Origin of the sequence: Roseivirga sp. BDSF3-8, from assembly GCF_041449215.1 — a bacterium.
Taxonomy (GTDB): Bacteria; Bacteroidota; Bacteroidia; order Cytophagales; family Cyclobacteriaceae; genus JBGNFV01.
This window is the reverse complement of record NZ_JBGNFV010000001.1, coordinates 3,198,005-3,210,503: the sequence shown is the minus strand read 5'-3', so window position 1 is coordinate 3,210,503 and position 12,499 is coordinate 3,198,005. Positions and strand designations below refer to the sequence as shown.

At 53.4% G+C, this 12,499-nt stretch carries 11 protein-coding genes; 3 read left to right on the top strand and 8 right to left on the bottom strand.

The features are described from left to right. Positions 1 to 473: 473 nt before the first annotated feature. Complete coding sequence (locus tag AB9P05_RS13445; protein ID WP_371909341.1) at positions 474 to 755, bottom strand: putative quinol monooxygenase; 282 nt, start codon at positions 753 to 755, stop codon at positions 474 to 476. A 373-nt stretch (positions 756 to 1,128) separates the two neighbouring features. Between AB9P05_RS13445 and AB9P05_RS13440 the strand changes: the two genes are divergently transcribed. Next, a complete protein-coding gene (locus tag AB9P05_RS13440; protein ID WP_371909340.1) occupies positions 1,129 to 1,638 on the top strand; it encodes a GNAT family N-acetyltransferase in 510 nt (169 codons plus the stop codon). Positions 1,639 to 1,832: 194 nt separating this feature from the next. Here the strand turns inward: AB9P05_RS13440 and AB9P05_RS13435 are convergent, their stop codons facing one another. The 4 genes from AB9P05_RS13435 to AB9P05_RS13420 form a co-directional block, all read right to left on the bottom strand. After that, entirely contained in the window at positions 1,833 to 3,029 is a 1,197-nt protein-coding gene (locus AB9P05_RS13435) for a serine hydrolase domain-containing protein (RefSeq protein WP_371909339.1), read from the bottom strand. 113 nt (positions 3,030 to 3,142) lie between these two features. Next, positions 3,143 to 4,189: a VWA domain-containing protein gene (locus tag AB9P05_RS13430; RefSeq protein WP_371909338.1), complete on the bottom strand. Its 1,047-nt coding sequence runs from the start codon at positions 4,187 to 4,189 to the stop codon at positions 3,143 to 3,145. Next, positions 4,186 to 5,091 (bottom strand): hypothetical protein, encoded by a 906-nt coding sequence (locus tag AB9P05_RS13425; protein WP_371909337.1) that lies wholly within the window; start codon positions 5,089 to 5,091, stop codon positions 4,186 to 4,188. Before AB9P05_RS13425 ends, AB9P05_RS13430 begins: the two co-directional genes overlap by 4 nt. Further along, on the bottom strand, positions 5,084 to 5,974 hold the full coding sequence (locus AB9P05_RS13420; RefSeq protein ID WP_371909336.1) for a DUF58 domain-containing protein: 891 nt from the start codon (positions 5,972 to 5,974) through the stop codon (positions 5,084 to 5,086). The genes AB9P05_RS13425 and AB9P05_RS13420 overlap by 8 nt, the downstream gene beginning before the upstream one ends. 39 nt (positions 5,975 to 6,013) lie before the next feature. Here AB9P05_RS13420 and AB9P05_RS13415 point away from each other — a divergent pair, with 39 nt between their 5' ends. Next, complete coding sequence (locus AB9P05_RS13415; protein WP_371909335.1) at positions 6,014 to 6,523, top strand: DUF4296 domain-containing protein; 510 nt, start codon at positions 6,014 to 6,016, stop codon at positions 6,521 to 6,523. Between the two features lie 158 nt (positions 6,524 to 6,681). Further along, positions 6,682 to 9,084 carry an endonuclease MutS2 gene (locus AB9P05_RS13410; protein WP_371909334.1) on the top strand — a complete coding sequence of 801 codons (2,403 nt, stop codon included), beginning with the start codon at positions 6,682 to 6,684 and terminating at the stop codon, positions 9,082 to 9,084. A gap of 1,239 nt (positions 9,085 to 10,323) precedes the next feature. Here the strand turns inward: AB9P05_RS13410 and folB are convergent. Genes folB through AB9P05_RS13395 form a run of 3 tightly spaced genes read right to left on the bottom strand, consistent with a single transcriptional unit; the run spans position 10,324 to position 12,408 of the window. Further along, positions 10,324 to 10,683 carry a dihydroneopterin aldolase gene (folB, locus tag AB9P05_RS13405; RefSeq protein ID WP_371909333.1) on the bottom strand — a complete coding sequence of 120 codons (360 nt, stop codon included), beginning with the start codon at positions 10,681 to 10,683 and terminating at the stop codon, positions 10,324 to 10,326. A 1-nt stretch (position 10,684) separates the two neighbouring features. Beyond that, on the bottom strand, positions 10,685 to 11,482 hold the full coding sequence (locus AB9P05_RS13400; protein WP_371909332.1) for a DivIVA domain-containing protein: 798 nt from the start codon (positions 11,480 to 11,482) through the stop codon (positions 10,685 to 10,687). Further along, the gene (locus AB9P05_RS13395) at positions 11,479 to 12,408 is read right to left on the bottom strand and encodes a WD40 repeat domain-containing protein (protein ID WP_371909331.1); all 930 of its coding nucleotides are present in this window, start codon (positions 12,406 to 12,408) and stop codon (positions 11,479 to 11,481) included. The genes AB9P05_RS13400 and AB9P05_RS13395 overlap by 4 nt, the downstream gene beginning before the upstream one ends. Between the last annotated feature and the right edge of the window lie 91 nt (positions 12,409 to 12,499).

Genomic DNA, 12,499 nt, shown 5'->3' with positions numbered 1-12,499 from the left:
TGAATAACAGAAAATCATCACCCGTAGAGGCGCGATTCATCGCGACTTGTCCCGTATACCAGAAAATCAGATTGAAAAACAGCGCAAAAGCTAGTCCCCCTTTCGGCAGTAATTTCCAATTCAACCTACACCGCTGTCCGATAGGGGCGGTCCCGCAATCGCGGCATACGCAAATGGGTAACAAGTGAATGTTGAAGTAGAGAATGGTGAATAATTGAGTAGCAGAATTATAGAGTGTTGAGTTATGAGTTTTTAGTTGAGAGCGTTAAGTTTTAAGTAACAGAGTTATTGAACAACAGGAAATTACACCCTGTAGAGGGACGATTTATCGCGACTTGTCCCGTATAGCAGAATGATGGGAAATAAAAACAGAACTATTGATTAGTAGAGTAATTGAGTTGTTGAACAACAGAAAATCATCACCCGTAGAGGCGCGATTCATCGCGACTTGTTCCGTATAGCAACAGTCAACCTTATTTTTTCACACCGCCAAGCACAATGGTCTCAACGCCTTTCTTCGGAGGACCATCCATCAGGGGCATGGCTCTGCCGATCAGCTCATGGACGCCCGGGTAGTTCAGGGAATTATCATGGTCTTCTTTACTATCCCACACTTCGGTGATTCGCACCAGGTCGCGCTCTTCAGCATCAAGGGCTACCAGGTAGAGGTGGCACCCTTTGGCGTTTTGCATCAGGTCGGAGGCCTCCTTAAGAATTGCAGCGAGCTCCTCTCCTTTTCCATTTTGAGCTTTCATAGCTCCTTGTAGTCCGTAATAGCGCATGTGGGTATGGTTATTTCTCCGGCAAGATACGTTTTGAATTTTGAATGAGAGAAGGATTGAATGAGAGAATTATAGAGTGTTGAGTTATTAGTTTTTAGTTGGGAGTTTTAAGTAATAAAGTTATTCAATGAAAATTACCACTCGTGGAGGCGTGCCATAGGATGCCTATGTTACGATTTATCGCGACTTGATGAGTTTGGCAAGAGGCAAGGTTAATAGGCAACAGAGTTTGAGTCCACTGGTGCCTTGATGGGTTTTCGTGCCATTTTTTGTTCTTTCTGAGGTATCAGGTATAGGTTTGGTAAGGTGAAAGTCTTACTATAAAAAAAACAGACATGAAACGCATATGAAGATCAGGCAGGAAAAAGCGGAGGACCAGTCTTTTGTCTACGAGGTGAATGAGGAGGCTTTTGGGCGGAAGGACGAAGCCGGGCTGGTCAATGCCCTGCGAAAAGATCAGGCGTTTATTCCGGAACTGTCGCTGGTGGCTGAAAATGATGGACAGCTAGTGGGCCACATCCTTTTCACGCGCCTTGAGATCATACAGGAGGGCCACACCTACCCGAGCCTGGCCCTGGCTCCGATGGCTGTACTGTCGGCCTGCCAACACAGTGGCATAGGCAGCAAACTGATTAAAGAGGGGCTGAAACGTGCCCGTCAGGCCGGGTACCGCTCGGTGATCGTACTGGGCCACGAAAGCTATTACCCCCGCTTTGGCTTTGAGCCAGCCTCGCGGTGGGGCATCAAAGCCCCCTTTGAGGTCCCGGACGCTGCCTTTATGGCCCTGCCTTTAGCTGAAGACGGGCTGGAAGGCGTAAGCGGCACCGTTCGCTATGCTGCTTCTTTCGGCATATAGCCAAAAAATATCCTTGGTTAAGCAGCCTAGGCGAAAGGGTTCCCTGGTCAGGACAGCAACTTTACCGTGCCTCATTCCTACCTATGGTATAAAGAAAAGCCCCTTCTCGCAGCAGGGTTCCAAAAAGGTAACTGCTTACGGAAAGGGGCTTGGACTAATTTCAATTGGTGCAGTCCGGAGACTGAAACGGCACCTTACTCATACACCACATCCAGTATGCGACCGATCATATCGGGGGTATTGAAGGGAGGAGTTGACTGATTGAAGTGAGTAGCAATGAACACCTTGTTTTCCGGATCATAGGCCAGGTCTGAGCCAAAGAATCCGCTGTGGCCGTAAAGCACACGGGGGCCGTCTTTACCCGGCAGCTTGTATTGGAAAATACCCCGGCCATAGTCATCGCCTCCTACACTCGTGGCCAGTGAGGTGTCCAGCATCTTTTCCAGCGTGCTTTCATTCTCAAACAGTTCCCCGTTCATCAGGGCTTTGATGTAAGTAACCATGTCTTCTGTGGTAGACACAAGGCCGCCCCCACCCCACTCATATGAGGTATTCACATTCTCAGTGATGTTCATATCAAAGTAGTAGGCATCTGTACGGCGGCCGTCGGTGATGGCCTCTTCGTAGTACTCAAAGTAGGTATCATCCATGCCCAGGGGCTCCAATACGCGGGTACGGATAGCCTGGGGCAGGGTTTTTCCTGTGATCTCCTGTATGATGAGGCCCAGCAGGTTGTAGTTGATATCAGAGTAGTGATAGCCTTCGCCCGGCGCGTTGGCCGGCTTGCGGTTAAGCCCGTAGTCGTAGTAGATACCGGCCAGTTTTTCCGGAGTAAAGCCCTGCTGCGGGTCGGCCAGCAGGCTGCGGTTAAAGCGCATGGCCGCATCGGAGAAGATATCGGCCACACCTGAGGTATGGGTCAGCAACATGTCGATGGTGATCCGGTCGCTCATAGACTCACCGTTCATTACGTGCAGGCTGTCAAAGTGCAGGAATTCCACATCGCCCAGGTATTTAGAGGCTTTATCATCCAGGTCCAGCTTACCCTCTTCGTAAAGCTGGAGGATCACGGTGGCCACTACTGGCTTGGTCACGCTGGCAATGTTGTACTGGTAGTCTGCCTCTACAGGTGTTTCATCTCGGCCTTTTATACCGAAGGCACTTTTGTAGGTAAAATCTTCGTCGCCGGTATACACGAGGATGGAATGAATGGGGTTTTTACCCTCGTGCTGCACATAGCTACTTACTATGGTATCCAGCCGCTCGGTTTTCGCCTCATGGCCGGCACTGGCTTCCACACTGCTGGCGGTGGCAGTACCGGTAGACTGTGCATTTCCATTACAGGCTGCCAGAGTCAGCAGCACGGCAAGGTTTAAAAGCAGTTTCTTCATTTCTCTATAGGATTGTCGTACGGTTGTGCGGGTAAGATACGAATATCTGCAGGATTGTACGAGTGGACCTTTTCCAGAAAAATAAAGAAAAAATACAGGGAGGGGACTAACCGCTAGTCTCTGAGCACATTGTTCATGAAGGTGCTTTTCACCAGGAGCCACACCATAAAAAAGGCCAGCGCCCACAGCAGGTAGGTGGGGTAGTAGTCTGCCGTCTCGCGGTAGCGGTTTTCCTTGATCTCTGCTTTCTCCAGTTGGTCTATCTCTTCAAATACCTTCTCCAGGGCCTCATTGTCCGACACACGGTAAAACTTGCCTTCGCCTATGGTCGCTATTTCCCGCAGGGTGGTCTCATCCAGCGTATTATTCATATACTGGCGGGCGCCGTAGTAGCTGCGGCCCATGGGTACGCGGCCTTCGCGGCCGATGGCGATGGTGTAGATTTTAATGCCATAGGCCTGGGCCAGTTGGGCCGCGGTAATGGGGTCGATGTTACCCGCATTGTTATCACCATCGCTGAGGAGGATCATCACCTTAGACTTGCTCTTGGACTCCTGCATGCGGTTGGTGGCGGTGGCCAGAGCGGAGCCAATGGCGGTGCCACTCTTGCTGATGTCTCCGAAGCCCACATCGGCAATGAAGTCACGCAGCAGCTCATAGTCAGTGGTGAGGGGGGACACGGAAAAGGCCTCCCCGCTGAAGATGACGAGGCCGATACGGTCCTGAAAGCGGCCCTCGATAAAGTCGCGGGCCACATCTTTGGCAGCCTCCAGCCGGTTGGGGTTAAAGTCTTCCCCCCGCATGGATTCGGAGATGTCCATCACCAGCATGATGTCGATGCCCTCCGTCCAGCGATCTACGCGCTCATTGGTGATCTGGGGACGTGCTGCAGCCACGATAAGCATGATAAGGAAGAGCGCGAAAAAGACAGGCGGAATGAAGCGGAGCAGGGTGATGGGGCTGCTCTTAATGTCGCTCTTCTTCAGGGCCACATTGAGCCGCTGACGGGTAAAGTAGCCGATAAGCCACCGGATAACGAAGAAGAGAGCCACAGCACCAAGCAGAAAGAACATCCCGGGGTACTCCCATACATAGCGGTTGTACACCTCGGGGGTGAACCAGCGGAGTGAATACCAGGGCAAGCCACTTAGTTCATTCATTTTTTCACCTCCTTAAGCTTTTTATCATAACTTTCTTCCACTATCCGAACGAGCACCCGGTAGCTTTCCGTGTGCTCCCCGTTATAGGCCTGCCTTCCGTAGATGTGGCGGTCTATATCACGCAGGGCCTGGCTCAGGTCCTGCTCGGGGCGCTCGCGGCTTATTTCCCGCGTAGTCATCTTGGCGTAGGGCTTGTTTTCAAGCTGCTCCAGGTAGCGCTTCCATGTGGCCAGGGCGCCCTCGGGGTCATTGGGGGTGCCCTGAGCCAGACCGGCCTGCTCATCGAAGTGACTTCTGAAGCGGGCATGGTCTCTGTTAAGCTTACGAAGCAGGTACCACCGGCGCAACGGCCTGGCCAGCGCCAGGGAAACTACGGCTATGAGCACAAACGCGAGACCAGCCACCAGGTAGATGAGGGGCCAGTTGGTGCGGTCGGGCACCTCGGCCAGTTCCACAGACTCCCTAAGGGCCAGCGTATCCGGAAAGGCGGTAACAATTCTTTTCAGGAAAATATCATCCCCTTCCGAGGGCAACATGAGGCTGTCTTCTCCGGCCACGCGTATGGCGGGGAGGGCCAGCTTCTGCACCGTGTCCAGCTCAAAGGTGGTAACGTAATACACCACAGAGTCTACCAGCAGGCTGTCCTGCTGCCGTGTGGGAAAGTATTTTTTTCGAAGATAATGAAAGTCCCCATAATCAAAGGCACTGTCGGGCAGCAGCAGCATCTGCTCTGCGGGGTAGGTAACGGTGAGGCTATACGGTACCGGCTCGCCCACTTTGAGGCTATCCGCCAGAAAGCGTCCGGTCACCTGCGCAGAGGCACCTTCCTGCCTGGCCTCAGAGGTGGTTCCGGCCAGCAGTATGGTCGCGGTCAGTATAAGTATGCGAAGCGTTTTACCCACGTTTCATCTGTTTGTTTCGCACGAGGAACAGGCGAGTGAGCCTGGGGACGTAGTCCTCATCTGTGCGGATAGATATATAGTCTGCCTGGTTGCGGCGGCACAGCTGCTCAAGGCTACCCTGGCTGCCGCTGACTCTCTCCCTTACACTTTTTTTGAAGGAAGATGAGGAGGTATTGAGCCAAAGAGTCTTCCCTGACTCCTTGTCGTGCAGGGGCACGATGCCCAGATTGGGCAGGTTGGTTTCCTGCGGATCGTGCAGGTGCACCACCACCAGGTCGTGCTTACGTGCCAGCGCCTTAAGATTCTTTTCGTAGCCCTCATCAATAAAGTCGGAGACGAGCACGACTACGGCACGCCTTTTGATCATTCCCAGGGCAAAACGGATGGCGGAAGAAAGGTCGGTACCTTTGCTGCGGGGCTGCAGGCGAAACATCCTGCCAATAAGCTGGTAGGCATGGCGCGGCCCTTTGCCAGGTTTAATATACAGTTCTTTTTCTTCAGAATACCCGATAAGGCCTACCTGGCTGGACTCGCGGATGGCGCTAAGGCTCAGCACCCCGCATATCTCACGGGCCACGTCCATTTTCTGACGTCCTTCGCGGCCTATCTCCTGCGAGGCACTTACGTCCAGCAGGAAAAAGACGGTCTGCTCTTTTTCTTCCTTAAAGGTATTAACGAAGCTGCCGTGGCCTTTTGCCGTTACGATCCAGTTGATGGTACGTACGTCATCACCATACTGGTAGGACCGTACATCGTCAAACTCAAGGCCCGCACCCTTGAACAGGGAATGGAAGTCTCCGTGCATGGGACCATTCACTGTTTTGCGGATACGGATCTCGTATTTACGCAGTCGTTTCAGTATTTGCTGGATCGGTGTGGGCATTACGTTTCAAAATTATTAACAAATGCGTAATTTTCAGCCGTGAAACATACTTTTTGGATAATTCTCTTACTACTCGCCATTTCCTGCACCGGTGAGGACCGCCCGCCAGAGGGTGTAGTGAGCCAGGAAAAGATGGTAAGCTTTCTTAAAGAAGCCTACCTGGCGGAGACAAAAGTAAAAAATCTCCACCTTTCCCGCGATTCCTCGGCGCTGCTTTTCAGACATTACGAACTGGCTCTGTATGAGAAGTACGGTATCTCCGAGGAGGAGTTTACCCTTAGCTACAATTACTACCTGCAGAACCCTACCCAACTGGAGGACATCAATGGTGCCATACTGGACAGCCTGGGGGTAATGGAAAGCCTGCTGGAAAAGGAGGGCCGCGACCGCCCCGGAGAGGGTAACGAAGAAGAGGAGGAAACTGATACCGGCAAGCAAAAAAGACTTCCCCTTGACCCTGAGGAGATGGAGCAGGACCCGGAAGGGGCCATGCCGGACCCTGAAGAGGGGGAACAGCCAGCGGCGGAAGAAGACCCCGAAGGTGCGTAAGGTAGTCCCCCTGGAAAGGGCGGCATTGCTTTGGCGCACTGTATTTTAAAAAAGAATAACCCCTGCTTCTTATTAGCGGTTTACTACTATATCGCGCTCTGTGCAGCCGGTTCAAGGGCCTGCGGGGTGCTACTCTATTGAAGATTGCCTCATAATTAATGCTATACCCGGAAAATTTAGAAGATAAGATTGGATTCGATAAGATCCGGAACCTGCTCAGGGAACGCTGCCTGAGCGGACCGGGCCGGACCTTTGTGGACAAGATGCGGTTTAGTGACGATGCGGGCCAGGTGGACAAACTGGTGTCGCAGACGGAGGAGTTCCGTCAGATTTTAGCCTCGGAAGAGCCTTTCCCTGCCTCGCACTACCTGGACACGAGCACCATACTGGACAAGAGCCGGGCGGAAGGGGCGTACCTGGATACGGAGGAGTTTTACGACCTGAAGCGCTCGCTGGAGACGATCCTGCGGATACATGAGTTTTTCCGGCGCTTTCCGGAATCTTACCCGCTGCTACATGACCTCTCGGGCATGGTGACGCTGGATAAATCTCTCCTGAAAAAGATAGAGGAGAAAATAGACGAGAAGGGTCAGCTACGAAATAACGCGAGCCGGGAGCTGCAGAACATACGGCAGCGGATGCAACAGGAGCAGGTACGGGCACGCCGCCTGCTGGACAGCATGATGAGGAGTGCCCGCGGTGAGGGCTATACCCCGGAAGATGCCACGCTTACGGTGCGGGGCGGCCGCCTGGTGATACCGGTACTGGCCGAGCATAAGCGCCGCATCAAGGGCTTTATCCATGACGAGTCGGCCACGGGGCAGACGGTGTACCTGGAACCAGCGGAGGTGCTGGAGATCAATAACGACATACGGGACCTGGAGTACCAGGAGCGCCGGGAGATCATCCGTATCCTGCGGGCGCTTACGGACGAGGTACGGCCGAATATACAGCCACTGAAGCGGGCGTATCACTTCCTGGGGATGATAGACTTCATCCGGGCGAAGGCGATACTGGCGGGCGACCTGGAGGCAACGCGGCCGGAAAGTGTGAAGCACACACATGTAGAATGGTACGGGGCCCGGCACCCGCTGCTTTTCCTGGCGCACCAGGCGGCAGGGAAGCCGGTGGTACCGCTGCACATTACACTGAATAAGCAGCAGCGCATCATCCTTATCTCGGGGCCTAACGCAGGGGGTAAGTCGGTAACGTTGAAGACGGTGGGGCTGGTACAGTACATGTGGCAGTGCGGCATGCTGGTGCCGGTGGACGGCCACTCGAAGATGGGCACCTTCAAAAGCCTATTTATTGATATAGGGGATGAGCAGTCCATAGAGAATGACCTGAGTACGTATAGCTCGCACCTGACGAATATGAGGAAGTTCCTGACGCTGGCAGACAAGCGCTCGCTCTTCCTGATCGATGAGTTTGGTACGGGTACGGAGCCGCAGTTTGGCGGCGCGATAGCGGAGGCTATCCTGGAGGAGATGAACCAACTGAAGGCGTACGGGGTGATCACGACGCACTACTCTAACCTGAAAAAGTACGGGGAGGACCACCCGGGCATCGTCAATGCCGCGATGCAGTTTGACCTGGACGACCTGGAGCCGCTGTACGAGCTGGAGATAGGCAAGCCGGGTAGTAGCTACGCGCTGGAAATAGCCCGGAAGATAGGCCTGCCGGGGCCGGTACTGAAGAAGGCACGCACCCTGGTGGGAATAGAGCAGGTACGCTACGACCGCCTGCTGAACCGCCTGGAGGAGGAGAAGCGCAAGTATAATAAGCTGACGAAAGGAGCGGAAAAGGAAAAGGAACGCCTGGAATCTTCTGCCCGGGAGTATGAGAGCCTGCGGGAGTTTCTGGACGAGGAGCGCAAAAAGATCATACAGGAGGCTAAGGCGGACGCTAAGCGCCTGCTGAAGGAGACGAACCAGCGCATCGAAAACACGATCCGGGAGATACGGGAGCAGGGCGCGGAGAAGCTGAAGACGCGCGAGCTGCGGAAGGAGCTGGAGGAGTATGGCGAGGAGATAGCGCCGGAAGAGGCACCCAGGCCAAAGCCGAAGCCTAAAGAGGAGGTGCAGGTGATTGATGGCCCTATCAACCCGGGGGACTACGTGCGCCTGAAGGGCCAGGAGGTGACGGGCGAGGTGCTGGCACTGGCGGGTAAGGACGCGGAGATACGCATCGGGGGACTGAAGTCTAAGGTGAAGCTGAAGCGGCTGGAGAAGATCAGCAAGCGTACCTTTAAGAAAAGCACAGACCGCTCATCATCCCCCTCAAAGGGGCTGGACCTGACGGAAAAGCGGGCGCACTTTAAAAGCGACCTGGACCTGCGCGGCAAGCGCGGCGAAGAGGCCATGGGAGAGCTGGAGCGCTTCATGGATACGGCCCTGATACTGGGTGAAAGGGAGGTGCGCATCGTGCATGGTAAGGGCGACGGGATACTGAAAGACCTGGTACGTAATCAGCTACGGCAACAGCGCCACGTGCAGAGCGTCCGCGACGAGCACCCTGAGCGCGGCGGCGCAGGGGTGACGATCGTAGAGATGAAGGACTGAGGTTTTTGGGGTGGGCTGCCGGTAGCCTCTCCCCTGGTTAGCCGTTCGTGCTAACCGGCCCCCTTCCGCTCGTTAGCCGTAGCGGTCAAGCTAGGGATGTAAAAAGTCTTAAAAATAGCCTATCAGCCAATCCCAGCTCTCTGGGTGGTAACGGTTCAAAAAGGACGTTGTGCTTCATGGGTCAGGATTGGGCCGACATTCCGCTGCTGACCTGTATTCCCCTACTTTTCAAGGAGATAAAAGGGGGCGCACCTTTATTTGACAGGGTGGTTTGGTGCCCTTTGGCGTTAGAGTCAGCTGCTCTTACCCTACTCAAGGCTGACTGCTATCCGGGTTACCCCTCCGTCCGCAAGGCGTGATTTGCGGTACTTTCATCGTGTTATCTTCACCTGATTTTAAGTCTATACGCTTCTTCTTCTCTGCGGCCCCCCCTGCCAGGGCATAGCCGTCTAGCTAAGCTATGTTGCTTATTATTAAAAGGTTGACACTTGTTACAAAGCTCAGTGTATTAAACAAGCATCCTGCATGGGGAGGTACAACCTCCCGTAAATGGCAACCACGGGGTACAACCCCGCGGTAGTTTTAGGTTGACGACTATGTCGTTCCGGGGGAGGATTTTTTTGCTGATCAGCTTTATCCCCCTACTTTTCAAGGAGATAAAGGGGGCGTACCTTTATTTGACAGGGTGGTTTGGTGCCGTTTGGCGTTAGAGTCAGCTGCTCTTACCCTACTCAAGGCTGACTGCTATCCGGGTTACCCCTCCGTCCGCAAGGCGTGATTTGCGGTACTTTTCATCGTGTTATCTTTACCTGATTTTAAGTCTATACGCTTCATATTACTCTGCGGCCACCTCTCCGCTGGCTAGCGGAGCAGGGATTTTTTGCGGCTCACCTGTCGAGGCTAGACCAGGGATGGATAACAGGGCCTGTGTTTTAATCGTAATTCTGTTACTTGACTATTTAATCCTTCTCCCATTCAAAAATTCCCTCATTACCCATCTGTGTCTGCCCGATTGCGGGAGCACCCCTACCGGCCAGCGGTCTGCGCTTTATTGATATTACTGCCGGCAGGAGGACTGGGTTTGGTGCTGTTTGGGACGCTTCCCATCAAAGGTAGACCAAGAAAAAGGCCTCTGGTTCATGATTGTCCGATTGGTAATAGTTAGTAAAAACGTTCAACGCTATTTAGGGATTGACAATAATTAACAACTCACCATTGACAATTGACCATTAAAAATGGTTACTGCCTTTCTTCGCGGATGCGGATACGGCTGCGCTGGCAGATGCCGCCGAGGGGCGGGTTGAATTTGGATACGCTTACTTCTACTCTTTGTACCTGGGGAAACTCATCGAATACGCGGCGCATGATACGCATGGCCACGTTTTCCAGTAGCTTGGATTTGATGAGCATTTCCTCGCGGACTATTTCATAGAGGTTCTGGTAGTTTACGGTGCCTTTGATGGAATCGCGCTTACTGGCTTCGGAAAAGTCCAGGTCTACATAAATGTCTACTTCAAAGCGGTTGCCCTTTTGCCGTTCGGCGGCATGAAAGCCGTGGTAGGCAAAAAACTCTAATTTCTCCAGAGAGACTTGCTGCATATTATTCTATATCGTCAAAGAAGGAGCCTTTGCCCTTGTTCTTCTGTTCTTCTTCCTGGTTGGTTTCTTCGGCGCTGTAGGTATCCCCGGTGGTATAGGTATCTTCCTCTTCTGTAGGGGAGGTCTCCTCTCCGGGGGTAGAGCTGTGCTGCTGGGTTCGCGGATTCTCCATAGGGGGAGGGGCCACACGCTGCATTTCTTCTTTTTCAAAAGAAAGCTTATTGAGGCTCTCGCGCTGGCTGTGGCGGGCTGAGCCTATCCGCTCGTCCAGGTTAAAATCGCGGCGGCTGTTCTTAGCCTTTTCCACGCGCTCTATGGTGCTTTCGGCCAGGTGGCGCATTTCGCTCAGCAGCGTATCGCGGTAGTCTTCCAGCTTGCGGCAGTTATCTTCCAGGTGGCGGGCATCGTCTTCCATGTGCTCCAGCACCTGGCGGCTCTTGGATTCTGCCTCTTCCATAATGGCGCGGGCGCGGTTCTTGGCGTCGTTCAGCAGGCCGTCTGCCTTCATCTGGGTTTCTTTCAGGTGCAGCTCGGCCGTTTTGTTAGCCTGCTCGATCATGTTGGCGCCGGTATCCTCGGCCGTTTTCAGCGTTTTGAACAGCGAGCTTTCCACTTCACGCAGCTTCTCCACTTCCTCGCGGCTGTTTTCCAGCTTTATACGCATCTCCTTGTGCTCATCCACCAGGCGTTCCCACTCCTGCGAGAGGGTGAGTAAAAAGGCGTTTACCTCGTCCTTATCGTATCCGCGAAAGACCTTTTCGAAGGTTTTCTGGCGAATTTCTAAAGGTGTTACTTTCATTTTCCGTCGTTAAATTCTATATCCCACACCGATATGGTGCGGTCGTCGCTACAGGACACCAATCTATTGTCAAGTCCTGCCCATAGCAGTTTGTTTACCGAAGTGCCGTGTCCGGCATGGCGCGCCTTGTCTATCACCTTCAGCAGCCTGAAGGCGGCTGCGTCCCATATCTTTATGGACTTATCCATGCTACAGGTCACGAAGTGGCGCCCGTCGGGGCTGTAGGTGACATTATTAATGGCATACATGTGGGCCACTATACTATCTGCCAGGGCATAGCCTGCCTCTGCGTCCCACACCTTGAGGTGGGCGTCACGGCTCCCGCTAAGCAGGTAACGGTTATCTGGTGAGTAGCGTACGGTAAACACGCTCTTTGTGTGGTCCGCAAGCCGTTTTTTTTCTTCTAAAGAGGTCAGATCCAGTATGCGGATGGTGTTATCGCTAAGCCCTGCCGCCAGTTCACGGGTGTCGGGGTTTACAGACAGGGAGCGTACGCTCTTATCTGACAGCGTTATTTTCTTTATGACCTGCAGGTGCTCGAGGTCTATGACGGTGAGCACCCCGTCCCCCGTAGCGGCAAACAGCCTGTTGCCATGGCTGGTAAGGTCAAAGATGGCGGCTGTGGTAAACCTGAGGCTGCCTTTCTCCTTTCGCTCGGTCAGGTCTACCAGGTGGATGCCCTCAAAGTTCTGGCCTACCACGAGGGTATTGGTTTGGGGCATATGGTGCAGGCCATACACGGAGGCGGGTAACTTTGCCAGTAGTCTGCCATTTTCAGGATCAGAAAGATCCCACTCGGCTACAAGGCCGTCGCCCCCGCCGGAGTAAAAGTGCTTGCCGTCACTGCCTGCTTCGAGTGTATAAATACAATCGCGGTGACCGGTAAGGGTTTGCTTTTTCTCTACTTTAACAGGGCTTGAGGCCATTTTGACAACCTGATTTGACGTTATTTAATATAAAAATAGCATTTTTGACCCGCTAAGGGCCGCCGTGCTAAGTGTGTGGCAAAAAATATAG

What these genes read in the sequence shown, in the direction of transcription:
- AB9P05_RS13440 (WP_371909340.1), top strand. Translation starts at nt 1,129, where the DNA reads ATGAAGATCAGGCAGGAAAAAGCGGAGGACCAGTCTTTTGTCTACGAG.
- AB9P05_RS13445 (WP_371909341.1), bottom strand. Translation starts at nt 755, where the DNA reads ATGAAAGCTCAAAATGGAAAAGGAGAGGAGCTCGCTGCAATTCTTAAG.
- AB9P05_RS13410 (WP_371909334.1), top strand. Translation starts at nt 6,682, where the DNA reads ATGCTATACCCGGAAAATTTAGAAGATAAGATTGGATTCGATAAGATC.
- AB9P05_RS13400 (WP_371909332.1), bottom strand. Translation starts at nt 11,482, where the DNA reads ATGAAAGTAACACCTTTAGAAATTCGCCAGAAAACCTTCGAAAAGGTC.
- AB9P05_RS13420 (WP_371909336.1), bottom strand. Translation starts at nt 5,974, where the DNA reads ATGCCCACACCGATCCAGCAAATACTGAAACGACTGCGTAAATACGAG.
- AB9P05_RS13430 (WP_371909338.1), bottom strand. Translation starts at nt 4,189, where the DNA reads ATGAATGAACTAAGTGGCTTGCCCTGGTATTCACTCCGCTGGTTCACC.
- folB (WP_371909333.1), bottom strand. Translation starts at nt 10,683, where the DNA reads ATGCAGCAAGTCTCTCTGGAGAAATTAGAGTTTTTTGCCTACCACGGC.
- AB9P05_RS13395 (WP_371909331.1), bottom strand. Translation starts at nt 12,408, where the DNA reads ATGGCCTCAAGCCCTGTTAAAGTAGAGAAAAAGCAAACCCTTACCGGT.
- AB9P05_RS13435 (WP_371909339.1), bottom strand. Translation starts at nt 3,029, where the DNA reads ATGAAGAAACTGCTTTTAAACCTTGCCGTGCTGCTGACTCTGGCAGCC.